Here is a 22,166-nt window from a genome sequence, read left to right as displayed (position 1 = left end):
GCGGCACCATGACCGACCGGCCTGCGGACACACGGGCCACGGAGAAGGACGAGACACCGAGGGCAGGGGTGACCCGCTGGGCCGCGGACCTCGCGATGGGCGCGCGGTTCGCGCTGTCCGGAGGCCGCGAGGGCTGGACGCGCACCCTGCTGACCGCGATAGGCGTCGGCCTGGGCGTGGTCCTGCTGCTGGCGGCGTCCGCCGTCCCGTCCATGCTGTCGGCCCAGGACGCCCGCTCGAATGCGCGCTCCACGGCCAGCGGCTGGGGGGCGGACACCAAGCCCGGCCAGGACACACTCCAGGTCGTCGACGTCCCCACCACGTTCCACGACCAGGACGTCCTCGGAATGGTCGTCCGCCCGGACGGCGACAAGGCCCCCGTGCCGCCGGGGCTGACGCAACTCCCCGGCCCCGGCGAGATGATCGCCTCCCCCGCTCTCAAGGACCTCCTGGAATCGCCCGAGGGCGAGCTGCTGCGCGAGCGCCTGCCCGACCGCATCACCGGAACCATCGGCCAGGACGGCCTGAGCGGACCGGCGGAACTGGCCTACTACGCGGGCGCCACGAAGACCCTTCCCAAGGACGCGGGCGATCGCGTCGAGCACTTCGGGAGCCCGAACGAGCAGAACGAACTCCCGCCCGAGCTCGTACTGCTGGTCATCATCGCGTGCGTCGTGCTGCTGCTGCCGGTGGCGATCTTCATCGCGACCGCCGTGCGCTTCGGCGGTGAGCGGCGGGACCGCCGCCTCGCCGCACTCCGTCTGGTCGGGGCCGACGCCCGGATGGTCCGCAGGATCGCCGCCGGTGAGGCACTGGTCGCCTCGATCGCCGGACTGGCGGTGGGCTCGGCGGTGTTCCTGGTGGGGCGGCAGTTCATCGGCTCGTTGTCGCTCTGGGGCACATCCGTCTTCCCCTCCGATGTGACGCCCTCCCCCACCCTCGTCCTCCTGATCGCCGTCGCGGTCCCCGCGTCCGCGGTGCTGGTCACGCTCTTCGCGCTCCGCGGCGTCACCATCGAGCCGCTGGGTGTCGTACGGATCTCCTCCACTCGCCGCCGGCGCCTTTGGTGGCGCCTGGCCCTGCCCGTACTGGGACTGGCCCTGCTGCTGCCCCGGTTGGGGGGCTTCGACGCGAGCGGTCCCATGGAGACCTACCAGGTCGCGGCGGGGGCCGTGCTGGTGCTGACCGGTGTCACGGCCGTACTGCCCTGGCTCGTCGAGTCCTTCGTCAACGGCATGCGCGGCGGTCCGCTGCCCTGGCAGCTCGCGACCCGCAGGCTCCAGCTCAGCAGCGGCACGGCCTCCCGTGCGGTCAGCGGCATCACCATCGCCGTCGCCGGTGCCATCGCCATCCAGATGCTCTTCGCCAGCGCGGAGCGGGGCAACACCGAGGACACGGGCCAGGACACGAGCTGGTCCATGCAGATCTCCACTCCGGCAGGCAGCCGCGGCGAGGTCGACCGGACCGTCGACAAGCTCCGCGGCACTCGCGGCGTGACCGAGGTTCTGGCCCACGTCCGAAGCGATCCCTCGGAGGTCCGGAAGGGGAAGAACCCCGACGACACCCGGATCGACACGCTCACCGTCGCGGATTGCTCCACGCTCCGGCGGTCCCTGCACATCAGCGACTGCCGGGACGGCAGTGTCTTCTTCGTACCGTCGGAGGGGGACTACGGCTTCGCCGAGCCCGGCGGGACCATGGATCTCACCGGGCGGCTGGAAGCGGGCGGCAAGCCGGAGCTGTGGAGGGTTCCCGCCTCCGCTCCCGTGGTGAAGAGCAGGACGAACGCCCTCGGCTACCGGCCCACCGGCGTCTTCGCCACGCCGTCGGCCGTGGACGTCGGAAGGGTGAAGGACGCCACCACGTCCGTCCTGGTGAAGCTCGACCCCGACGACCCGGAAGCCGTCGAGTACGTGCGCAACACCTCGGCCGGGTTCTCTCCGTTGAGCAACGACATGACGCTCACCCCGACCGAGGTGGGCAGGGAGTTCGCCGCCATCCAGCGCGGGCTGTTCATCGGGGCGACCGCGACCCTGGCCCTGATCGGGGCCAGCATGATCGTGTCGATGCTGGAGCAACTGCGGGAACGCAGGCGCCTGTTGTCCGTCCTGGTGGCCTTCGGAACCCGCCGCCCGACCATCGCCTGGTCGGTCTTCTGGCAGACCGCCGTACCGGTCGTGCTGGGCCTCGGCCTCTCGGTCGTGGGCGGGCTGGCCCTGGGAGCGGTGCTGCTGAAGATGGTCAACGAACCGCTGGCCGTCGACTGGTGGAACCTCGGCATCATGACGGGGATCGGAGGAGCGGTGATCCTGCTGGTCACCCTGGTCAGCATGGGGCCGCTGTGGCGGATGATGCGCCCGGACGGACTGCGCACCGAATAGCCCGTCCGCTGTTCAGGCACGAACGCGCCCCCGCCGCGATGGCGGGGGCGCGTTCCGTGCTCGTACGGGCCGTGTCAGCGGACGAAGTCCCGCGTCACCTGGGAGGCGGTGTCGCTCACCAGCAGCCAGGCGTGCTCGATGCAGCCGATGTCGCTGTTGGTGGCACCCGACAGGATCGTGCTCTCGTCCGGGTTGATGATCTCGTCGCAATGCGACCAGAACGCGCCGTAGTTGACGTCACCGGGCGTCTCGTCCCCGGAGTTCAGCTCGGTCAGGAAGTCGCTGTCGGCCTTCATCTCCTTGCAGGAGGTGATGGCCCACGAGCAGAGCCCGGCGATGGACGTGCCGTGGTTCGGACCCCCGAGGGAGACCCAGTCGTCCACGTACTGGTCGCCTCCGAGGAACTTGATGTAGTAGCGGGATCCGAGGCCGCCCATCGAGTGGGTCACGATGTCGACCTTGTCGGCGCCGGTGCGGGCACGCAGCGCGTCGACCTCGGCCTTGATCTCCTCCGCCGTGGTGACGTTGGACTGGAAGACGTCGTACGACATGGCCTCCAGCCGGTCGGCCGGGTAGCCGGCGTCCTCGAAGTCGCTCTTCATGTCGAACCAGTTCCAGGCTCCGCCCTTGTAACCGTGCACGAACAACACGGGGTCCGGCTCGTCCGCGTGCGCCGAGGGTGCGGCGGCCAGCGGGGTGAGCACCAGGGCGAGTGCGGCGGCTACGACGGAACAGGTGCGTCCGCGGATGCGCATGGGGGTCTCCAAGTCTGCTCGGAGTGCAACCGGAAGGCTGACGGCGCATGCGGGACACGGGCCCCGGACGGTCGGTCCAGGACCCGCCCCCGTTCGCCGTCCGTCACACCGGTCCGCCGTCCCGAGCGGGCCGGTGTGACACGGATTACTCTCGATCGCTGGCCAAGCCTTAACAAGGAGTGGCGGTACTCAACTTGGCGCGCCCCAGGGCGCGATGACACGCAGCGAGGCGCGCCGCGAGACCAGCGAGAGGGCACGAGCGCCGTGAGCGAGGGCGCGGGGAAGCACGGGTCGTACGCCGGAGCGCACCGGCAGCCGTGCGGGGCGGTCGGTCGGCAGCCGTGCGGCGGCGGTCGCGCCGCCTCTAGCCTTCGCGGATCTGCACCGGCAGCGGCCGGAGCGCCTCGCGCAGCGCGGCGGCGAGCATCCCGAACTCCTCCGCCCGCGCCGCCCCCGAGCGCATCGCCAGGGCTATCCGGCGGGACGGGGCGGGGTCGGCGAAGGCCCCCGTGGCCAGGCGGTCGTTGCCCGAGGTCTCCACGCGCAGAGCCGTACGCGGCAGCAGCGTCACCCCGAGCCCGCCCGCGACGAGCTGGACCAGGGTCGAGAGCCCCGCCGCGCTCGTGGCCACCGGGACCCCCTGCTCGCGTCCCGCCTCCCGGCAGATGTCGAGGGCCTGGTCGCGCAGGCAGTGGCCCTCGTCCAGCAGCAGCAGGTCGAGTTCGCGCAGCGCTTCGCGCGGGATGTCGTCGCGCCCGGCGAGCCAGTGGTCCTCCGGCATCGCCAGGACGAAGTCCTCGTCGAACAGCGGGAGTTCGGTCACGCCGGGCGCGCCGAGCGGCACGGCGAGCAGCAGCACGTCCAGCCGTCCGTGCGCGAGGCCGTCCAGGAGCGAGCCGGTCTGCTCCTCGTGCACCTGGAGTTCCAGCTCGGGGTAGCGGTCACGGACCGTGCGCAGCACGGCCGGCAGCAGATACGGCGCGACGGTCGGGATCACGCCGAGCCGGAGCACGCCGGTGAAGGGCGCCCGCGCCGCCTCGGCCTCTTCCAGCAGCTCGCCGACGGCCTCCAGCACGGTACGGGCGCGGACCGCGAGCCGCTCCCCCGCCGGGCTGAGCAGCACCTTGCGCGTCGTACGTTCCAGAAGCTGCACCCCGAGCACGTCCTCCAGCGCGGAGACGGCTCCGGAGAGCGCGGGCTGGCTCATCCCGATGGCCGCCGCGGCGTCCCGGAAGTGGAGGTGCTCGGCGACCGCGGCGAACGCGCGGAGCTGGGCGAGGCTCGGCTGACGCACCCCTCCCGCGATCCGTCCGGGAGTCCGCCCGGTCACGCCACCCACGGCCACTGATAACCACCTCCGATCAACATCAACAAGTCTACCGATTTCCTCGATCAATCAAGGCTGTGGAAGGGTATGAGGCGTCCAACCCCCAACGGAAGATCCCAAAAGGGACTTCCGGTGCAACAAGGAGAGCGCGTGCTCACTGTCGGTGACAAGTTCCCCGAGTACGAACTGACCGCCTGCGTCTCGCTGGAGAGCGGCGAGGAGTTCGAGGAGATCAACCACAAGTCCTACGAGGGCAAGTGGCGCGTCGTCTTCTTCTGGCCCAAGGACTTCACCTTCGTCTGCCCGACCGAGATCGCCGCGTTCGGCAAGCTGAACGACGAGTTCGCCGACCGCGACGCGCAGATCCTCGGCGTCTCCGGCGACTCCGAGTTCGTCCACCACGCCTGGCGCAAGGACCACGCCGACCTGCGCGACCTGCCCTTCCCGATGCTCGCCGACTCCAAGCACGAGCTGATGCGCGACTGCGGCGTCGAGGGCGAGGACGGCTTCGCGCAGCGCGCGGTCTTCGTCGTGGACCCCAACAACGAGATCCAGTTCACGATGGTGACCGCCGGCTCCGTCGGCCGTAACCCCAAGGAGGTCCTGCGGGTCCTCGACGCGCTGCAGACCGACGAGCTGTGCCCCTGCAACTGGAGCAAGGGCGAGGACACCCTGGACGCGGTCAAGCTGCTGGCCGGTGAGTGACCATGGCACTGGCTGAGCTGAAGTCCGCGATACCGGACTACGCCAAGGACCTGAGGCTGAACCTCGGTTCGGTGATCGGCAACTCCGAGCTGCCGCAGCAGCAGCTCTGGGGCACGGTGCTGTCCTGCGCCATCGCCGCGCGCTCGCCGCGGGTGCTGAAGGAGCTGGAGCCGGAGGCGAAGGCCAACCTCTCCGCCGAGGCGTACACCGCCGCCAAGTCCGCCGCCGCGATCATGGCGATGAACAACGTCTTCTACCGGACCCGGCACCTGCTGTCGGACCCGGAGTACGGCACGCTGCGCGCGGGCCTGCGGATGAACGTCATCGGCAACCCGGGCGTCGAGAAGGCCGACTTCGAGCTGTGGTCGCTCGCCGTGTCGGCGATCAACGGCTGCGGCCAGTGCCTGGACTCGCACGAGCAGGTGCTCCGCAAGGCGGGCGTGGACCGCGAGACGGTCCAGGAGGCCTTCAAGATCGCCTCGGTGATCCAGGCGGTCGCCACCACGCTGGACGCCGAGGACACGCTGGCCGGTTGACGGCCTGACGCTCCGGCCCGGCAGGGATCGCGCCGGAGCGGCGTCATGGACGAGGGGGCCCCGCGGACGACAGGTCCGCGGGCCCCCCTCGGTGTCCGTGCCGGCCGGGGCTCCTACGCGCCGGCATCCGGCTGCGCCGTGGCCGACGAGGCCGCCGCCGGGGCCTGTTCGACGGGCGCGCCGGTCGCCGTACCCGGGGCGTTGATCCGGCCGACCGGTTGCGGGACGACGGCCGTGCGCAGCGCCTGCTCGCGCGCGTACGTCCGCAGATAGCCGACGACCGTGTTCGTGACGGCGACCAGCGGCACGGCGACCACCGCTCCGCCGATGCCGGCCACCAGGCTGCCGGCGGCCACCGACAGCACGACGGCGAGCGGGTGCACCCGTACCGCGCGGCCCAGGATGAACGGCTGCAGCACATGGCCCTCGATCTGCTGCACCGCGAGCACCACGATCAGCGCCATCAGCGCGGTGAACACCCCCTGGGTGACGAGGGCGACGATCACCGCGAGGGCTCCCGAGACCACGGCACCCACGAGCGGGATGAACGCGAAGAGGAAGATGAACACGGCCAGCGGCACGGCCATCGGGACATCGAGGACATAGAGCCCGAGCCCGATGAAGATCGCGTCGATCAGCGCCACCAGGACCGTGCCGCGCACATACGCGGTGAGCGTCCGCCAGGCGCGCGGGCCGGCGCCCGCGACCCCGGGCCTGGCCGCACTCGGGACGAGCTTCAGCACCCACTCCCAGATCCTGCGCCCGTCGTAGAGCAGGAAGAGCGTGGAGAACATCGCCAGCAGGATCCCGGACAGCCCCTCGAGGATCACGGTGACGCCTTCGAGTCCGGCCGACGTCAGCTCCTCCGTGTTGGAACCGATCGCGTCCCGCAAGCTGTTCGCGATGTCGCTGATCTGCTCCTCGGTCACATGGAACGGGCTCCGTAGCAGCCACGCCTGCAACTCGTCGATGCCGTCCTGGACGCGCTTGGCCAGGGTGTCGATGTTCTCCATGACCTGCCAGGCCACGAACCAGCCCACCAGCCCCATGATCACGAAACCGGTGATGAAGGTGAGCGCGGTGGCGACGCCGCGCGGCAGGCCCGCCCTGCGGAGGCGCCCCACGGTGGGCTGCAGCAGCGCGGTGATGAGCAGCGCGGCGACGAACGCCAGCACCACGAGCTGCACGGCGCTGATGACGCGCATCAGCACCCAGAGCGTTCCGGCGAGGACGAGCAGCCGCCAGCTCGCCTCGGCCGCCACCCGGAGCCCCCAGGGGACGGCGGCGGACGGCTCGGGCTTCGCGGCGACGGCGGGCGCGTACGCGGGCGGGGCAGGTACGTGGTCGGCGGCGGCCGGCGGCGCGTCCTGGTCGTCCGCCGGGCCCGGGACGGCGCCGGCCGTCGCGGCCGCGGTCCTGTCCCCGTAGTCGTCCTGCGCGGCCGATGCGGCCGCGGCGGCACGGCGCTCGTCCAGCCGCCTCACGGCACGGCCAAGACGCGAGCCCCATGCGCCCAGCCTCTGCGGCAATGTGGACATTCTTCCCTCAACCCCCAGTCCCCGGCTTCGTACCGCACGACGGTACCCGGTGCGCGGGACACGACGGAGCCCCCGGCCCTTCGAAGGGCCGGGGGCTCCGTCGTACGCGATGCCGCTGGAGGTCAGTACCAGCGGTTGGCCTGCCAGAAGTCCCATGCGCCGCACGGGCTGTCGTAGCGGCTGTTCATGTAGTTCAGGCCCCACTTGATCTGGGTCGCGGGGTTGGTCTTCCAGTCGGCACCCGCCGAGGCCATCTTGGTGCCCGGCAGTGCCTGGACGAGACCGTATGCGCCCGAGGAGGGGTTGCTGGCCCGGTAGTTCCAGCTGGACTCGTGGTCCACGATGTTGCTGAAGCACTGGAACTGGTCGGCCGGCATCATCTGCCGGGCCATGCTCTGGACCTCGGCGACGGTGTAGGAGGCCTGCTGCGGGAAGTCCGAGCGCGAAGCGGAACGGGCCGCCTTCAGCGACTCCTCACGCTCCTTCGCGGCCTTCTCCTCGGCGGCCTTCTTGGCCGCTGCGGCCTTCTTCTCCGCCGCGTCCTTGGCAGCCTGCTTGCGCGCGGCTTCCTCGGCGGCCTTCTTCGCCGCCGCGTCGGCAGCGGTGGACTGCGCGTCCGCCTGCTCCGTCAGCGACGCGGTCTGCGCCTGCGTCTGGTTCCCCGCGGAAATGTCCGAGAGGAGTGTCGCGTCGGCAGCGGTCGGCTCGGCGGCCTCTGCCGCCCCGCCCTGGGTGCTGCCCGAGGCGACGCCCACGACGGCGCCGACTGTGGTGACCGCAGTGGCTGACGCCACCGCGAATCCCCGGACCGAGATCCGGCTCACACGGTTTCCTTCCAGCAGCGCCCGCTTCAGGTGACCTCGCGGACGCAATCGTGCCCCTGGCGCTGGCTTCCCCTTGTTCCGGTCCCGGTTGTACAGGTCGGGAACGGCTGGTCACGGGAGGCACTGACCCGGTGCGAACTCCCGTGGGAGTTCCGCTTGGTGCTCGGGCGGCATACGGCGAACGTCTGTTGAGTTGTGTGGTGCAACACCGCTGGGGGTGCTGGTGTGCCGTATGCGGGGCCTGACAGGACCCACACACTGCCCGACGCCCGCATCCTGAGGCAATTCTGTGTTGGGTGGGAAAGCTCACACCCCGTTTGCACCACGGGTTTTACGGAAACCCCGGGACAGCACAGCGCCGCGCGGCTAAGCTTTTGGGCTTAACTGCGCGGCGCCAAGTGGCCCCAGATCAGGACCTAGTGGGATTCGGCCGCATGGACCGCACCCTCCGTGCCGTCCCGGTCTAAATGCGGGTCTCTTCGAGCATTTCGGTCACCAGAGCCGCGATCGGCGAACGCTCCGAGCGCGTGAGCGTGACGTGCGCGAACAGCGGGTGCCCCTTCAGCTTCTCGACCACCGCCACCACGCCGTCGTACCGCCCGACCCTCAAGTTGTCGCGCTGCGCCACGTCATGGGTCAGCACTACCCGCGAGTTGGCACCGATCCGGGACAATACGGTCAGCAGCACATTGCGTTCGAGCGACTGCGCCTCGTCGACGATCACGAAGGCGTCGTGCAGCGAACGGCCGCGGATGTGCGTGAGCGGCAGCACCTCGAGCATGCCGCGCCCCACGACCTCCTCTATGACGTCGCGCGTCGTCACCGCCGAGAGCGTGTCGAAGACCGCCTGCGCCCAGGGGCTCATCTTCTCGGCCTCGGTGCCGGGCAGATAGCCCAACTCCTGCCCGCCCACCGCGTACAGCGGCCGGAAGACCATCACCTTCTGGTGCTGACGGCGCTCCAGGACCGCCTCCAGGCCGGCGCACAGTGCGAGCGCCGACTTGCCGGTACCGGCACGGCCGCCCATCGAGACGATGCCGACGTCCTGGTCCAGCAGGAGGTCCAGGGCGATCCGCTGCTCCGCGGAGCGGCCGTGGATGCCGAACGCCTCCCGGTCGCCGCGGACGAGACGGATGCCGCCGTCGGCCGTGACGCGGCCGAGCGCCTTGCCGCGCTCGGACTGCAGCACCAGACCGGTGTGCACGGGCAGCTCCGCCACCTCGGGCACCTGGACGACCTCGGAGGCGAACAGCTCGTCCACCTGCTCCGCCGTAACGGTCAGTTCCGACATTCCGGTCCAGCCGGAGTCGGTGATGGCGAGCTCGGCCCGGTACTCCTCGGCGAGCAGGCCGACGGACGACGCCTTGATGCGCAGCGGCAGATCCTTGGAGACGACCGTGACGTCGTACCCCTCCGCCTGCAGGTTCCTGGCCACGGCCAGGATCCTGGTGTCGTTGTCGCCCAGGCGCCCGCGCTCGTTCAGGAACGAGGCCGGGAGGACGGTGGGGTCGGAGTGATTCAGCTCGACCCTGAGCGTGCCACCCAGCTCCCCGGTCGGGATCGGCGCGTCGAGCCGCCCGTACCGGATGCGGTAGTCGTCGAGCAGGCGCAATGCCTGCCGGGCGAAGTACCCGAGCTCCGGATGGTGCCGCTTGGCCTCCAGCTCCGTGACCACGACGACGGGGAGCACGACTTCGTGCTCGTCGAAGCGGGCCATGGCCATAGGGTCGGCCAGCAGAACGCTGGTGTCGATGACATAGGTGCGCCGGTCGTGCGTGCGGCGCTTGATGCTGGTCACCACGGGTGGACGAACCCCCTCGCATGAGGTCGGGGCGCGACGGCGTCGCCGGGGAATGGACCGGGCTCGGGCCGCAATGCGCGGGCCGTGCACCGGCCCTCGGCGTGGTCCGCACGAAACGCGCGGTCGTCCGTGTGCAAAGGGCCTCCCGGGCGGGCGACCCCATGCCACCCGCTGGTATGCCGGACGCCCGTGGACCGGGCGTCGACCTGGAAGGGATATTCCCTCGAAGGTAGGCCCCCATGCCACGGCATATGACGGCCCGTATGTGAACTTTTCGCAACGCCGAGGGCTGCGAGCCGCATGATTCCGGGGAAGAAAAATAGACGTATCCGACATTCCGGCCTGCGCCATTGGAGCTATCGCTCAAGATCGCCTTGGGTTCGCACCGGACGGCGGGCGTCATGACACCGAGTGCCGGACGGGCGGTCGGCCGGTCATCCGGGAGCGCGACGCGGAGCACGGGGCCTCGGGGGATGCCCGTCCGTCAGCCGGAAGAGGGCGGCGGCCCGGTGCGGCCTCAGCGGCGCGTGGTCAGCCCCCGTACCGCCGGTGGCGCGCCGCGTAGTCCCGCAGCGCGCGCAGGAAGTCGACCTTGCGGAAGGCGGGCCAGAAGACCTCGCAGAAGTAGTACTCGGAGTGGGCGCTCTGCCAGAGCATGAAGCCCGAGAGGCGCTGCTCCCCGCTCGTGCGGATCACCAGGTCCGGGTCGGGCTGGCCGCGGGTGTAGAGGTGTTCGGCGATGAGGTCGATGTCGACGATCTCCGCGAGCTCCTCGAAGGAGGTGCCCTTGCGGGCGTGCTCGAGCAGGATCGACCGCACCGCGTGGGCGATCTCCTGGCGGCCTCCGTAGCCGACGGCCACGTTCACGAGTATCCCGTCGACGCCGGCCGTCGCCTGCTCCGCCTCCTTGAGGACCGCGCGCGTGCGGTCGGGGAGCAGGTCCAGCGTCCCGACGTGGTGGACGCGCCAGCGGCCGTCCGCGGCGAGGTCGCGCACCGCGTCCTCGATGATGCCGAGCAGCGGTACGAGCTCCTCCTCGGGCCGGTCGAGGTTGTCCGTCGAGAGCAGCCAGAGCGTGACGACCTCGACGTCGGTCTCGGCGCACCAGCCCAGCAGCTCGCGGATCTTCTCCGCGCCCGCCTGGTGACCCTGCTCGGTGGTGCCGCCGGCGGCACGAGCCCAGCGCCGGTTGCCGTCCAGGATCACGCCGATGTGCTTGGGCACCTGGGCATGGTCGAGGCGGCCTTCCACCCGGCGCGCGTAAAGCCTGTACACCAGGTCGCGCAGGTTCATCCTCTTCTCCAGCCCCTCCGTACTGACGGCCCCCAGGCTTTGCACCTTACTGCGCTGCCCGGTGCCTGGCCCAACCCGGGGACGAGGAGGTACGTCACCGTCGCGTGATAGGGAAGAAGCTGTGACAGACACCTTTCCCTACCGCGCCGCCGACGAGCGCTACGACTCCATGCGGTACCGCCGCTCGGGCCGCAGCGGCCTCAAGCTGCCCGCCGTTTCGCTGGGCCTGTGGCACAACTTCGGCGACGACCGGAGCCTCACGTCACAGCGGTCGATCCTGCGCCGCGCCTTCGACCTCGGCGTCACGCACTTCGACCTGGCGAACAACTACGGGCCCCCGCCCGGCTCGGCGGAGCTGAACTTCGGCAAGCTCTTCGCCCAGGATTTCCGCCCCTACCGGGACGAGCTGGTCCTCTCCACCAAGGCCGGGTACGACATGCACCCCGGCCCGTACGGAGAGTGGGGCTCGCGCAAGTACCTGCTGTCCTCGCTCGACGCCTCGCTGAAGCGGATGGGCGTCGACTACGTGGACATCTTCTACTCGCACCGCTTCGACCCCGAGACGCCGCTGGAGGAGACGATGGGCGCGCTGGCGTCCGCGGTCCAGCAGGGCAAGGCGCTGTACGTCGGCGTCTCCTCCTACACCTCGGAGCAGACGGCGGAGGCGGCGCGGCTGCTGCGCGAGATGGGCGTGCGCCCGCTCATCCACCAGCCCTCGTACTCCATGATCAACCGCTGGATCGAGGACGACGGGCTGCTCGGCACCCTGGAGGGGGAGGGCATGGGCTGCATCGCGTTCGCCCCCCTCGCCCAGGGACTGCTGACGGACAAGTATCTGCAGGGCATCCCGGAGGGCTCGCGGGCCTCGCAGGGCAAGTCGCTCGACCCCGGGCTGCTGACCGAGGAGGTCGTACGGCGGCTGCGCGGTCTCGACGCGATCGCGCGGCGGCGAGGGCAGTCGCTGGCCCAGCTCGCGCTCACCTGGGTGCTGCGCGACGACCGGATGACCTCGGCTCTCATCGGCGCCTCCAGCGTGGCGCAGCTCGAGGCCAACATCGCGGCGCTCGACGCGCCCGCCCTTGACGCGGAGGAGCTGCGGGACATCGAGGAGCTGGCGCGCTCCACGGAGGGCGTGAACATCTGGGCCGCCAGGACCTGAGCCACCGGCCGCCGCGTCCGGCGCGGGAGGCGTCCGGCGCGGGAGGCGTCCGGCGCGGGAGGCGTCCGGGCATGAAAACGGGCCGGTCCGTGGGGGGGATGACGAACCGGCCCGAGGGGGGATCCCCACCATAACCGCTGGGCCGAGGTGAGCCCGGGATCTGCGGGAGTGATGGCGGAGGCCGCGTGCTGACGCCCGGGCCGTCACTCCCGTTCGTCTGTCCGAACCGTCGGCCGCGTGAGCGGCTCAGGCGGCGCCGAGTCCCCCGAGCATCAGACCGAGCAGCGTCCCGGCGATCATGAAGGGACCGAAGGGCAGAGCGGTCTTCCGGCCCGCGCGCCGCGCCAGGAGCAGCCCGACGCCGTAGAGCGCGCCGAAGAGAAAACCGGCGAACGCGCCCGCGAACAGCAGCGGCCAGCCGTACCACCCGAGGGCGACCCCCAGCGTGAGCGCCAGCTTGACGTCCCCGAACCCCATGCCGCTGGGGTGGATCAGGAACAGCACCAGATACGCGGCGCCGAGGCCGGCTCCGCCGAGCAGCGCGCCCGTCCAGGACCCCGCGTGCCCGGGCAGCAGGGCGGACGCACCGAGCAGGGCGGCGGCCGCGGCGGGGAGGGGCAGCGTGAGGACGTCGGGCAGCCGGTGCACGGCCAGGTCCACGAGGGCGAGGACGCAGAGGAACGGTACGAGCAGCAGCCAGACCGCGAGTTCGGGCCGCGCACCCGTGGTGGCGGCGAGCCCGCCGCACAGGAGCGCTGCCACCGTGCCGGTCATCGCGGTGGCCGGACCGTAGGAGCCCCCGGCGCGCGTACGCCAGGGGGAATCGGTGGCGGCGGTACGGGCTCCGGATTCCGGGGCCGGGCCCGCTGCGGGAGCCTCCGCCGCGGCCGGGACGACAGGGGCCGGCGGAGCGGCTTCGGCCCCGGGTGTCGTCACGTCGGCTCCGGTGGTTCCCGCGCACGCGCGGCATCGGGCGGTGCCCAGCCAGCCACGGACGGGACCGGTGATCGTGTGCCCGGCAGGACACCGGGTGCGCCACGGCTCCTCGGGCACCACGGCCAGGCGGAACACGGGCCGGGGAACGAGGAGTCCGCAGACGGCGCCGTACGCGGCGGCGAGGGCTATCAGCAGCAGGTGCACCCCCCGACCCTACGGACCGCGGTCGCCGCGGTCACCGCCCTGGTCCCCGGTCCGCCCCGCGCCGACGCTGTCCATGGACACGGGTTCCGGTGCACCGTGACGGCGGGCCGCGGACCCAACCGGCCCTGCGGACGGGCCCGTTGGCGGACTCAAGCGTTCCGGTCGGTCGCCTTGCCCGCGCGCCTCCTCGCGTAGAAGGCTCGTCGCGGAGCGGCCGGAACGCGTGACCGCACGGCGTGCAGGGGGAGGCGGAGACCATGGGGAAGCGCATGCACGACGGCGTCGCGCTGCTGCGTATCACGGAACCGGACAGGGACAGGGTCGGGGACGCGGGGGCGAAGGGGGCGGCGGGCCCGGCGGCCGGGACGGGGGGCCGGGCCCGCGACGGGATCCCGCTGGAGATCGCGGCCTCCTACCGGGCCCGTACCCGCGGGCTGCTCGGACGGGACGGCCTCGACGGCGCGATCCTCCTCAGCCCCGCCGGCAGCGTGCACACGTTCCGGATGCGGTTCGCCATCGACGTCGCGTATCTCGACCGCCGTCTGCGCGTCCTCGCCGTACGGACCATGCCGCCCGGCCGTCTCGGGCTCCCGAGGCTGCGCTCGCGCCACGTGCTGGAGGCGGAGGCCGGGGCGATGGAGCGCTGGGGGCTGCGAGCGGGCGCGCGCGTCGAGGTCGTCGGCGTGACCCCGCCCGCGGTGCCGTAGCGAAGCCTCCGTCACCCCTCGGAACGGCACCCGGCCGTGGTCGCGCTGTGCCCCGGCCGTGGTCGCGCTGTGCCCCGGCCGTGGTCGCTCCCGTTGCGACCCGGCTGCGGTCCTATCCCTGCTTCCGCTGGGACGGGCCCGCGCCCGAGGCGGCCGCCCCGCCGCCGCGCGCCGCGAGGAAGTCCTCGAACGTGCCGCGCCCGACGGCGCGCTCCGGCGTCAGGATGTCCCCCCGGCGTACGGCGCGCAGCGTTCTGCCGGGCAGCCACAGGGGCACCACCCTGCGGCGGCGCCCCGCCGCCGCGAGACAGGCGCGGGCGAGGTCGGTGAGCGTACGGACCTCCGGGCCTCCCATGTCGGGGACGTGGCCCGCCGGTTCCCCGGCGGCGAGTCCGGCGAGGCGGTCGGCCACCTCTCGGACCTCGACGGGCTGGAGGCGGACGCCCGACAGCGACAGCGTCACCGGCAGCCGCCGCTGCGCGTCCGTGACCATGGCGATCAGGTCGTGGAACTGGGTCGTGCGCAGCACCGTCCACGGCAGTCCCGACGCTTCGATCAGCCGCTCCGCGGCCAGCTTGGCGCGGTAGTAGCGGAACGGGATGGTGTCGATGCCGACGATCGAGATGTAGACGAGGTGCGGGGTGCCGCCCTGCCCGCGCGCCGCCTCGATCAGCCGGCGCGTGCCCTCGACGTCGCCCCGGCCCCCGGTGGTCGCGCAGTGCACGATCGTGTCCGTGCCCGCGACGGCCCGGTCGAGCCCCGCACCGGTGCGGATGTCGCCGGTGGCCCACTCGTACGGGGCGGTGTCGTCGGCCGGTCGCGTCCGGCGGCTCAGCAGCCGCACCGTCCTGCCGTCGTCGAGGAGCCGCCGGACGACGGCGCGTCCGAGCGTCCCGGTACCGCCGGTCACGAGAATCGGTCCGTTCACGGATCACACCTCCTGGCGGGTCGTCTCGCCGACGCCCGTCCGTCCACGGGCGCGGGGCCACTGGCCGCCCCGGCCCTTCCGTACGCATGTCACCCGATGGAGACGACGCTCACCACCCGGGTGTGACACCCGGGTGGTGAGCAGGCCGTCCGGTGGTGTCAGCAGCCGGAGGTCCAGGTGTGTGAGTCGCCCCGGTCGTTGGCGCCCGCGTTGTAGCCGACCTCCTGGCCGGGGGTCAGGCAGATCGTGACGCCACCGCCCTGCCAGGCGCTGGCGAACACCTTGACGTGGTCCTTGACACCCGGGCCTGAGATGCCGTGGTTGGCCCACGAGCTGTCCTGGTCCGCGATGTTGCCCTCCCACCAGCCGTCGTCGCCGGTCCAGCCCACGGCCTGGCCGCCGAAGTTGGCGTCGGTGTAGGCGCAGAAGCTGCCGGAGGAGCAGGGGGCAGCGGCCTGGGCCGTACCCGGGACGGCGGCCAGGGCGGCGCCGGCGGCGAGGACCGCTCCGGCTGCGGTGATGAAGATCTTGCGCATGGTGTCGTTCCCTTTCGGTTGCGCATCGGTGGGATCGGCGATCCCGCGATGCGGGTGATGAGTGCCATCGGTGCATCACTGATGCGGTGACGCGGTGAGGCGGTGTGAGATCGAGTGGCGGCCCCGGGCGGGGACGCACTCGCTGAACCCGGTGGCCCGCGCGGCCGGTCGGCCGGTCGTGACTCCGGGAGTCCTGTGATCCGGTGAGTGCCGCGGCGCGGTGTGCGGCCGCGGAGGTGTTGACGAGGCGTCTTCGGGAACCGGAGAGCGGTCACCGGTGACGGAACGTCAGAGGTGAGGAAGGGGCTCGCCGTCGGCGGCCGGGGCACCGGGCCCGTCGGCGCCGGACCGGGAACGGGGTGTCAGAGACCCTGCAGTACGGCGATGCGCAGTCCGCGCTCGCGCATCCGCCGGTGGTCGGCGATCTGCCCGGCGTACGCCTCCCGCACATCGGCCGCGTGGCGCTTCTCCAGCTCGGTACCGGTGCGGGCGAGGGCGGTGCTTCGTACGCACCGTGCCTCGGCCACGGCGTACCGCTGCTGCAGCGAGGTGGCATCGCGCGGTTCGAGGTCGCTCGCGCGGCGCTGCCAGGCGCTGCGCAACTCCCCCGGGTCCCCGGCCTTCTGGACCGGCGCGATGCAGCGCGACCAGCGGGCGAGCGCGGTTCGGTACGCGGGGTCCCGGATCACGCGCTGGTGGGTGGCGGCCTCGAGGTTGTTGACCGCGACCTCGGTTCGGAACCAGCGGGCCTGATCCCCGTAGAGCTCGCGCTGGGCCTCGGCGAGACAGCCGTCGCTGTTGGCCCTGACGACGTACCCGGTGGCCGTCCGGGTGGACAGTTCACGGCGCCCGGTGCCGAACAGCGCGTCGGACAGCCGCCGTTGGGCGGCCATCGCCTTCTTCCCGGGCCGCCGCTCCTGCGGCGGCGCCTGCCGAGCCTGCTGGGTCGGCCGCGCCTCCGCCCCGGTGCCCGCGGCACTGCCGAAGCCGTGCTCGGCTGCCCAGGCGGGGTCGTCGATCCCGTACGGGAACCGGCGCTGCGGTGGCGATCCGCCGTCCTGCGCGGTGCCCACCTGTCCGGTCCCGTTCGCCGCCGGGCGCGGAGCCGGCGGCGGCGTGATCTTCCGCTCCGTCAGACACCGTCGTACGAGCGCGGATTCGGCGCTCTTCAGCAGATCGTCCTGCGCCCGGGCCGACCGCGGTACGGACCGCGTCTCCCCCGCATCGTCCCGGCCCGCGCCGTCCGCGCAGCCGGCCACCGTGGCCGCCACGCACATCGACAGCGCCACCGTGGAAACGAACCTCGCAGCCCGCACCATGGCCACCCCCTGCCCGTCCGGTCGCCATGGACCGGATCAGCCGTCTTCCGACTCCCCCGTCGGCTTGGCTCCTATTAGAGAGGAGGGTGAGCCGGTTGTGACCCTCGGACATCAGAGGGGCCCGAACAGGCAGGGGCGCAGGGGGCTTCAAGAACCGCCGTCGCCGCGGGGGAAGGAGACCTCGACGCGCCGGTTCTTCTTGCGGCCCTCTTCGGTGCTGTTGTCGGCGATCGGGTACTGCTCACCGTAGCCGCGGATCTCGAAGTCGATGCCGGCGCCCAGGCTTTCGGCCAGTTCCTTGTGGACGGCGTTGGCACGCTTCTTGGAGAGGACGTCGCCGTGGGCCGAGGACCCGAGGTTGTCGGTGAAGCCGAAGACGCGCACCTTCTCCGCGTCCTGGTCCTTGATCTCGTCCGCGATGGTCTCGATCCGCCGGTGGGCCGCCTCGCCCAGCTTCGCGCTGTCCTTGCCGAAGAGAACTTCCGCCTGGAGTGCGAACTTGACGTCGGAGTTGGTGTCCTCGCGCCGCTCCTCGCCGCCGAGGTCCTCGACGACGGACTTGATGTCCAGCACCTTGGCGGGGGCCAGTGTCCCGCCGTCGACCATCTTCAGATCGGGGTCGTTGCCGTCGATCTCCACGGGTGCGGCCGGTTTGGTGATACTGCCCGGCGGCACGTTCGGCTCGTCGTCGGCGTACGCGGTGGCGGCGGGGAGACCGGGCAGGCCCAGTACGAGTCCGGTCGCGAGGACGGCACCGGCGGCGGAGCGCACACGGCGTCCCCGGCGGGCGTGATGTCCGGAGGGCGACGTTCCTGCCGGGGCCGTCACGCCGCGGGAGTCCGAACGGAGCGCGGGACGCGGGTCGTCGGGAGTCATCGGCGGCTCACCCCGAGATCTTGATCGGGGTACTGGGGAAGGTCGGCATCTGGAAGTCCACCTCGCCGGTGGACTCCGGCGGCGCCGGGAACTGCATGAAGACGGCGAGCGACTTGCCCGCCTCGACCTTGGTGAGCCCGGTGGTGCACAGGCAGCGGCCCTCGGTGTCGCGCAGCACGTAGTAGCGCTTCTTGCCCTTCTGGTCGACGAGCATGGCCCCTCCCACCGACCGGCCGCTGCTCCGGACGATCTCCTGCTCGTAGCCGCGCCAGGCGCTGACGCCGTAGAACGACTCGTCCCCGTCGTTCTTCACCTCGGCGTTGACGGTGACGAAGCCGCCCGAGTCCCGCCGGGCCGAGTGGACCGTGAGGACCAGGTCGTCGGACCCCTTGATGACGGCCAGGGTCTCGCTCGCGTCCGGCACGTCGGTCCGCGCGCCGTCCTCGCGGTCACGGCCGCCCTTGCCGCCGTCGGCGGAGGACGAGGCGGCCGGGCCGCGGTCGCCGCCGTCGCCCTCTCCACCGTCACCGCAGCCGACGGCCGTGCAAGCCAGTACGACGGCGACGGCCGCCGCGGCCGCTTCCCTGCGGGCCGGCCTGAAGTGTCGGGTCCTCATCTGTGCTGCTTCCTTCGGTCGTCGCTCGCGGCTCAGTCGGTCAGGTGCACGGAGAACAGGTCGGACGCGCTGGGGAGGAGACCGCCGTCGTCACCGGGGTCGACGGTCCAGTCCTTGCCGTCGCAGGTGAACTCGGCCCGGGGCGCGTCCTCACCGCCGTCACCGCCGTCACCGTCGCCACCGCTCCCGCCGCCGTCGCCGTCGTCGTCCTCGCCGTCCGGGTCGCCGCCGGCGCCGTCACCGGGTGGGCCGCCGGGCTCGTCGCCGGTGTCGTCGCCGGTGTCGTCGCCCGAGGTGAGGCGGCAGCGCGGTTCGATGACCGCGGTGGCCTTGGCGGTGCCGTACGTGCCCTCGGTTCCGGGGATCACGGACCGGCCCACCGGGTACTGGGTGCGGACCTCGACGGTGAACTCGGGCCGCAGCCCCCCGTCCGCCCCGCAGGAGGTGACATCGGCCCGGTTGCGGTCGGCGAAGTCATGGGCACCGGGGCAGTCCGCCAGGTCCAGGAGGCCTTGGCCCTCCAGCCAGTCCTCCCAGGGCTCCCCGTTCTCCACGGCATCGAGCAGCCCGGTGCGCAGTTCGTCCCTGACGTCTTGAGCCCAGGCCAGGGAGGCCGCGTCGGCAGCCGTCTGCGCTCCGTTGCGCGTGGCCGATGCCTGCCCGACTGCAAAGAATGCGAACGCGAGAAAGAGCAGGGCCCCCACCACGGTCACGTAGATGGGGAACGCCTGCCCTCGGTCGCCGGAGTGGCGTACGGCGGTCAGCCCGCCTTGACCTTGTCGATCTGCTCGATGATCTTGTCGGTGATGTTGCCACCGATATCGGTGCCCACGATCGCGCCGATGATCACGACGACCACCATGATGATGCCCAGGTACTCGAAAGCCGTCTGTCCCCGGTCCGAACGGACGGTCATCGCCCTCACGGCTGCGTTCTTCCAGAACATCGGGTTCCTCTCCCGGGTGGGCCGACTCGATACCCGGACCGTACGCCCGGGCGGCCCCCCGCGCACTGGGCCCCGAGGCCCAATTCCGGGCCCAAAGTCCGAGTCGGGCCGTCGCTGACGTCCGCCGCCTCATGACCGCCCCTCGCTCAACCACGTCAGTATGGCGTCACTGCGGCTGCCCGAACCGAGCTTCGCGAAGATCCGGTTGATGTGGTTCTTCACGGTCTTCTCACTGATGAAGCAGGCGGCGGCGATCTGCTGATTCGTCATACCCGACGCGATCAGGTCCATGACCTCCCCCTCCCGCCGGCTGAGCCCGAACTCCTTCCGGGCGCAGCCCCGTTCACCTCTTGACTGTGCCACAGCAGATTGCGTTTGCGAAGAGGTTGGGTGAATTTGCGCCGGGGGTACGAGCCCCGCACCCGCCGGCGGCGCGGCGGCCTCGCGCACCCCGGGCGGGACGGGTGCGGCGCGTACGTGTGCGACCAGCGCGTCGACGGCCGTCGACGTCAGGCGGGCCCGTCCGGCCCTGATGTCCCGTACGGCCTCGGCGAGTTCGTCGGCGGTGAACTCGCCGTGCACGAGATAGCCGCCCGCGCCGCGGCGCATCGCCTCCTGCACGATCTCGTTCTCCCGGCTGTAGGTGAGCATGAGGACGGGCGCGTACCGGACGAGATGCGGCAGCGCGGTGAGGCCGTCGACGCCGGGCATGCGGACGTCCAGCAGCACCACATCCGGGCACTGCTCGCGGGCCGCCCGCAGGGCCTGTTCCCCGTCCGCCGCCTCCGCGACGACGTCGATGTCGTCCCGGCCGCCGAGGAGCGCGGTGAGCCCGGCCCGGACGACCGGGTTGTCGTCGGCGACGACCACGCGCAGCAGGGACGCCCCTGAGCCCGCCGGGTTCCCGGGGTCCCCGGGGCCCTCGAAGCGGGTCGGTTCCTGCCGCGGTTCCTGCCACGGCTCCTGCTGCCGCCCTTGCTGCGGCTGCTGCGGTCCCGGCCTCGGTCCGGGCATTCGGCCGGGATTCATCGGTCCCGCCCTCTCCTCAACAGCAGTGCCGACACGGGGAGTTCGAGCAGCACTTCGGTTCCGGCCGCCCTGGGCCCGGCGCCGATACGGATGCGGGCCCCGATGGCGTCCGCCCGCTCGACCATGCCCACCAGGCCGAAGTGCCCGGCCCTGCGGAGCTGTTGCAGGCTCGTGCCCGCGGGCAGTCCGCGGCCGTCGTCGACGACGCGGACCCGCAGCGTGCCGTCGGCGATACCCGCCTCGACACTGACATGGGTGGCCCCGGCGTGGAGGTGCGCGTTGTCCAGCGCCTCGGACACGATCGTCAGGAGCTGACGGGCCACCGCGTGCGGGACGGGCGGGACCGGCGCGGTGCCGATGCGTTCGAAGACCGCGGGCAGACCGGTGCGCCGCGAGAAGTCTGTGACACGGGCGGGGAGTTCATCGGTCACCTGGACCCCGGCGCCGTCGAGGCCGGACTCCCGCCGCAGGTCCGAGAGCAGCTCCCGGGTCTCGGCGGCGGCCCGGCGGGCGGACCGAGCGACGAGCCCTGCCTGGTGGCGGACGGTCGCCATGTCCGTCCGGACATCCCCGCGGGTGCGGCTGTCCTGCCCGTCGCCGACCGCTCCCGCGGGGGTGTCCCGGCGGGCGGTGGCTTCCTGGTGGGCGGTGGCTTCCTTGTGGGGCCGTTGCCCGCCCTGCGCGTCCTGCCCGCCCTGCGCGTCCTGCCTGCTCTGCCCGCCCTGCCTGCTCTGTCCGTCCTGCCCCGCCGCCTCGCCGTCGCCGGGTTCCGCACCCGCGGCGCCGCCCGCATCCGCACCGGACGCACCAGCCGCACCGGACGCACCGGCCGTTCCGTCCTGCCGCCCGGTCCCGTACTCCGCGGCGGCCGCTCGCTGCCCCGCCTCGGCGCGGTCCGCGGAGGCCGCCAGGCCGTCCGCCGCGAGCGCCAGACCGTGCAGGGTCTTGGCGACGGAGTCGTGCATCTCCCGGGCCAGCCGGGCGCGTTCCTCGGCGACCGCCTCCGCGACCGCCAGCCGGGCGCGCGCCTCGGTGAGGGCGTGTGTCGCCGTGCCGAAGCGGAACAGCAGATTACGCAGGGAGACGCCCACCGCCCCGGCGACCACGCAGAAGCCGGGCAGCATCAGGAACCCCAGGCCCGTCGCGTCCAGATCGCGGTCCGCGGCGTAGACGCCCGCCAGGATGAGGATCTGCAGTCCGGAGAAGAACCCGGCCCCGATCCCCCCGTAGACGAGCCCCGCCAGGAGTGGAGTGCAGATGGTGACGAAGGCGAGCGTGGACTCGGGCGTCGCCGTGATGAGCAGCAGCGCGCCGAAGAGCATGTCGGCGGCGAGGAGCGACGGATGCCGCAGCAGCAGCGGCCCGAACCGCTCCCAGTCGCGGAACAGCACGTACGAGACCATGAAGGTGACCACGACCGCCGACCCGACCAGCCAGGTCGAGGGTCCCGGTTCGGTGCGGCCCAGGGCGATCGGTGCCGCCAGCGCGATCATCGCCAGACGGAATCCGAAGACCTGACGGCACAGCGCCTGAAGGGCGTTGAGCCGGATCTTCAGCGTCGGCTCGTCACGCGATCCGTCCGTCGACGCGGCGTCCGCCGCCCCGCCCTGGACGAGGCCGCGCCGCCCGAGGCCCAGCCTCCGCGCGTCCCACGGCCGCCGTTCGCCGGGTGGGCGGTGACCGTGCGGGCGGTGGCCGCCGCGCAGGCGGTTCAGGCCCTGCAGCACGGGCAGCCCGGGCAGGTCCGGCA

21 protein-coding genes are annotated in these 22,166 nt (G+C 72.0%); 5 read left to right on the top strand and 16 right to left on the bottom strand.

The genetic code is table 11. The annotated features are described in order from the left end of the window. Window positions 1-8 precede the first annotated feature (8 nt). Window positions 9-2,381: an FtsX-like permease family protein gene (locus ABZ822_RS13435; protein ID WP_360851709.1), complete on the top strand. Its 2,373-nt coding sequence runs from the start codon at window positions 9-11 to the stop codon at window positions 2,379-2,381. 74 nt (window positions 2,382-2,455) lie between these two features. Here the strand turns inward: ABZ822_RS13435 and ABZ822_RS13430 are convergent, their stop codons facing one another. Both ABZ822_RS13430 and ABZ822_RS13425 read right to left on the bottom strand, forming a co-directional pair. Continuing rightward, complete coding sequence (locus ABZ822_RS13430) at window positions 2,456-3,136, bottom strand: triacylglycerol lipase (RefSeq protein WP_360851707.1); 681 nt, start codon at window positions 3,134-3,136, stop codon at window positions 2,456-2,458. A gap of 364 nt (window positions 3,137-3,500) precedes the next feature. Next, window positions 3,501-4,430: a LysR substrate-binding domain-containing protein gene (locus ABZ822_RS13425; RefSeq protein WP_360851705.1), complete on the bottom strand. Its 930-nt coding sequence runs from the start codon at window positions 4,428-4,430 to the stop codon at window positions 3,501-3,503. Between the two features lie 183 nt (window positions 4,431-4,613). On the opposite strand from ABZ822_RS13425, the gene ABZ822_RS13420 reads away from it, so the two are divergent. Both ABZ822_RS13420 and ABZ822_RS13415 read left to right on the top strand, forming a co-directional pair. Next, complete coding sequence (locus ABZ822_RS13420) at window positions 4,614-5,168, top strand: peroxiredoxin (protein WP_360851702.1); 555 nt, start codon at window positions 4,614-4,616, stop codon at window positions 5,166-5,168. A gap of 2 nt (window positions 5,169-5,170) precedes the next feature. Further along, the gene (locus ABZ822_RS13415) at window positions 5,171-5,704 is read left to right on the top strand and encodes an alkyl hydroperoxide reductase (RefSeq protein ID WP_360851700.1); all 534 of its coding nucleotides are present in this window, start codon (window positions 5,171-5,173) and stop codon (window positions 5,702-5,704) included. 113 nt (window positions 5,705-5,817) lie between these two features. Here ABZ822_RS13415 and ABZ822_RS13410 read toward each other — a convergent pair whose 3' ends face one another. From ABZ822_RS13410 to ABZ822_RS13395, 4 genes are all read right to left on the bottom strand, one after another. Continuing rightward, a complete protein-coding gene (locus tag ABZ822_RS13410; protein WP_360851697.1) occupies window positions 5,818-7,242 on the bottom strand; it encodes an AI-2E family transporter in 1,425 nt (474 codons plus the stop codon). A 122-nt stretch (window positions 7,243-7,364) separates the two neighbouring features. Further along, complete coding sequence (locus tag ABZ822_RS13405) at window positions 7,365-8,066, bottom strand: lytic transglycosylase domain-containing protein (RefSeq protein WP_360851694.1); 702 nt, start codon at window positions 8,064-8,066, stop codon at window positions 7,365-7,367. Between the two features lie 463 nt (window positions 8,067-8,529). Beyond that, complete coding sequence (locus tag ABZ822_RS13400; RefSeq protein WP_360851691.1) at window positions 8,530-9,867, bottom strand: PhoH family protein; 1,338 nt, start codon at window positions 9,865-9,867, stop codon at window positions 8,530-8,532. Window positions 9,868-10,398: 531 nt separating this feature from the next. Beyond that, window positions 10,399-11,160: an isoprenyl transferase gene (locus ABZ822_RS13395; RefSeq protein ID WP_360851688.1), complete on the bottom strand. Its 762-nt coding sequence runs from the start codon at window positions 11,158-11,160 to the stop codon at window positions 10,399-10,401. A gap of 121 nt (window positions 11,161-11,281) precedes the next feature. On the opposite strand from ABZ822_RS13395, the gene mgrA reads away from it, so the two are divergent. Continuing rightward, a complete protein-coding gene (mgrA, locus tag ABZ822_RS13390) occupies window positions 11,282-12,319 on the top strand; it encodes an L-glyceraldehyde 3-phosphate reductase (RefSeq protein WP_360851685.1) in 1,038 nt (345 codons plus the stop codon). A 246-nt stretch (window positions 12,320-12,565) separates the two neighbouring features. Here the strand turns inward: mgrA and ABZ822_RS13385 are convergent, their stop codons facing one another. After that, entirely contained in the window at window positions 12,566-13,459 is an 894-nt protein-coding gene (locus tag ABZ822_RS13385) for a prepilin peptidase (protein ID WP_360851682.1), read from the bottom strand. A 257-nt stretch (window positions 13,460-13,716) separates the two neighbouring features. On the opposite strand from ABZ822_RS13385, the gene ABZ822_RS13380 reads away from it, so the two are divergent. Continuing rightward, on the top strand, window positions 13,717-14,166 hold the full coding sequence (locus tag ABZ822_RS13380; RefSeq protein WP_360851679.1) for a DUF192 domain-containing protein: 450 nt from the start codon (window positions 13,717-13,719) through the stop codon (window positions 14,164-14,166). A 112-nt stretch (window positions 14,167-14,278) separates the two neighbouring features. Here the strand turns inward: ABZ822_RS13380 and ABZ822_RS13375 are convergent, their stop codons facing one another. From ABZ822_RS13375 to ABZ822_RS13335, 9 genes are all read right to left on the bottom strand, one after another. Continuing rightward, window positions 14,279-15,094, bottom strand: a complete 816-nt coding sequence (locus tag ABZ822_RS13375) for an NAD(P)H-binding protein (RefSeq protein WP_360851676.1) — start codon at window positions 15,092-15,094, stop codon at window positions 14,279-14,281. A 158-nt stretch (window positions 15,095-15,252) separates the two neighbouring features. Further along, window positions 15,253-15,630 (bottom strand): peptidase inhibitor family I36 protein, encoded by a 378-nt coding sequence (locus ABZ822_RS13370; RefSeq protein ID WP_360851673.1) that lies wholly within the window; start codon window positions 15,628-15,630, stop codon window positions 15,253-15,255. A 362-nt stretch (window positions 15,631-15,992) separates the two neighbouring features. After that, a complete protein-coding gene (locus tag ABZ822_RS13365; protein ID WP_360851670.1) occupies window positions 15,993-16,949 on the bottom strand; it encodes a hypothetical protein in 957 nt (318 codons plus the stop codon). A 147-nt stretch (window positions 16,950-17,096) separates the two neighbouring features. Then, a complete protein-coding gene (locus ABZ822_RS13360; protein WP_360852414.1) occupies window positions 17,097-17,678 on the bottom strand; it encodes an OmpA family protein in 582 nt (193 codons plus the stop codon). Between the two features lie 154 nt (window positions 17,679-17,832). Next, on the bottom strand, window positions 17,833-18,441 hold the full coding sequence (locus ABZ822_RS13355; RefSeq protein ID WP_360851668.1) for a hypothetical protein: 609 nt from the start codon (window positions 18,439-18,441) through the stop codon (window positions 17,833-17,835). 32 nt (window positions 18,442-18,473) lie between these two features. Continuing rightward, a complete protein-coding gene (locus ABZ822_RS13350) occupies window positions 18,474-19,205 on the bottom strand; it encodes a pilus assembly protein TadG-related protein (RefSeq protein WP_360852411.1) in 732 nt (243 codons plus the stop codon). Continuing rightward, entirely contained in the window at window positions 19,202-19,387 is a 186-nt protein-coding gene (locus tag ABZ822_RS13345; RefSeq protein WP_360851666.1) for a hypothetical protein, read from the bottom strand. Before ABZ822_RS13345 ends, ABZ822_RS13350 begins: the two co-directional genes overlap by 4 nt. Window positions 19,388-19,516: 129 nt before the next feature. Next, the gene (locus ABZ822_RS13340) at window positions 19,517-20,401 is read right to left on the bottom strand and encodes a response regulator transcription factor (protein WP_360851663.1); all 885 of its coding nucleotides are present in this window, start codon (window positions 20,399-20,401) and stop codon (window positions 19,517-19,519) included. 11 nt (window positions 20,402-20,412) lie between these two features. Then, window positions 20,413-21,909 carry an ATP-binding protein gene (locus ABZ822_RS13335; RefSeq protein WP_360852408.1) on the bottom strand — a complete coding sequence of 499 codons (1,497 nt, stop codon included), beginning with the start codon at window positions 21,907-21,909 and terminating at the stop codon, window positions 20,413-20,415. Window positions 21,910-22,166: the final 257 nt, after the last annotated feature.

This window comes from Streptomyces sp. NPDC047108, assembly GCF_040643575.1.
GTDB lineage: Bacteria > Actinomycetota > Actinomycetes > Streptomycetales > Streptomycetaceae > Streptomyces.
The sequence above is the reverse complement of the archived record's forward strand: the minus strand, read 5'-3'. Positions and strand labels throughout refer to the sequence as shown.

Excerpts from the sequence above, each read along its gene's own strand:
- ABZ822_RS13410 (WP_360851697.1), bottom strand. The coding sequence starts at position 7,242 with ATGTCCACATTGCCGCAGAGGCTGGGCGCATGGGGCTCGCGTCTTGGC.
- ABZ822_RS13340 (WP_360851663.1), bottom strand. The coding sequence starts at position 20,401 with ATGCCCGGACCGAGGCCGGGACCGCAGCAGCCGCAGCAAGGGCGGCAG.
- ABZ822_RS13370 (WP_360851673.1), bottom strand. The coding sequence starts at position 15,630 with ATGCGCAAGATCTTCATCACCGCAGCCGGAGCGGTCCTCGCCGCCGGC.
- ABZ822_RS13335 (WP_360852408.1), bottom strand. The coding sequence starts at position 21,909 with ATGATCGCGCTGGCGGCACCGATCGCCCTGGGCCGCACCGAACCGGGA.
- ABZ822_RS13380 (WP_360851679.1), top strand. The coding sequence starts at position 13,717 with ATGGGGAAGCGCATGCACGACGGCGTCGCGCTGCTGCGTATCACGGAA.
- ABZ822_RS13435 (WP_360851709.1), top strand. The coding sequence starts at position 9 with ATGACCGACCGGCCTGCGGACACACGGGCCACGGAGAAGGACGAGACA.
- ABZ822_RS13415 (WP_360851700.1), top strand. The coding sequence starts at position 5,171 with ATGGCACTGGCTGAGCTGAAGTCCGCGATACCGGACTACGCCAAGGAC.
- ABZ822_RS13430 (WP_360851707.1), bottom strand. The coding sequence starts at position 3,136 with ATGCGCATCCGCGGACGCACCTGTTCCGTCGTAGCCGCCGCACTCGCC.
- ABZ822_RS13355 (WP_360851668.1), bottom strand. The coding sequence starts at position 18,441 with ATGAGGACCCGACACTTCAGGCCGGCCCGCAGGGAAGCGGCCGCGGCG.
- ABZ822_RS13365 (WP_360851670.1), bottom strand. The coding sequence starts at position 16,949 with ATGGTGCGGGCTGCGAGGTTCGTTTCCACGGTGGCGCTGTCGATGTGC.
- ABZ822_RS13345 (WP_360851666.1), bottom strand. The coding sequence starts at position 19,387 with ATGTTCTGGAAGAACGCAGCCGTGAGGGCGATGACCGTCCGTTCGGAC.
- ABZ822_RS13395 (WP_360851688.1), bottom strand. The coding sequence starts at position 11,160 with ATGAACCTGCGCGACCTGGTGTACAGGCTTTACGCGCGCCGGGTGGAA.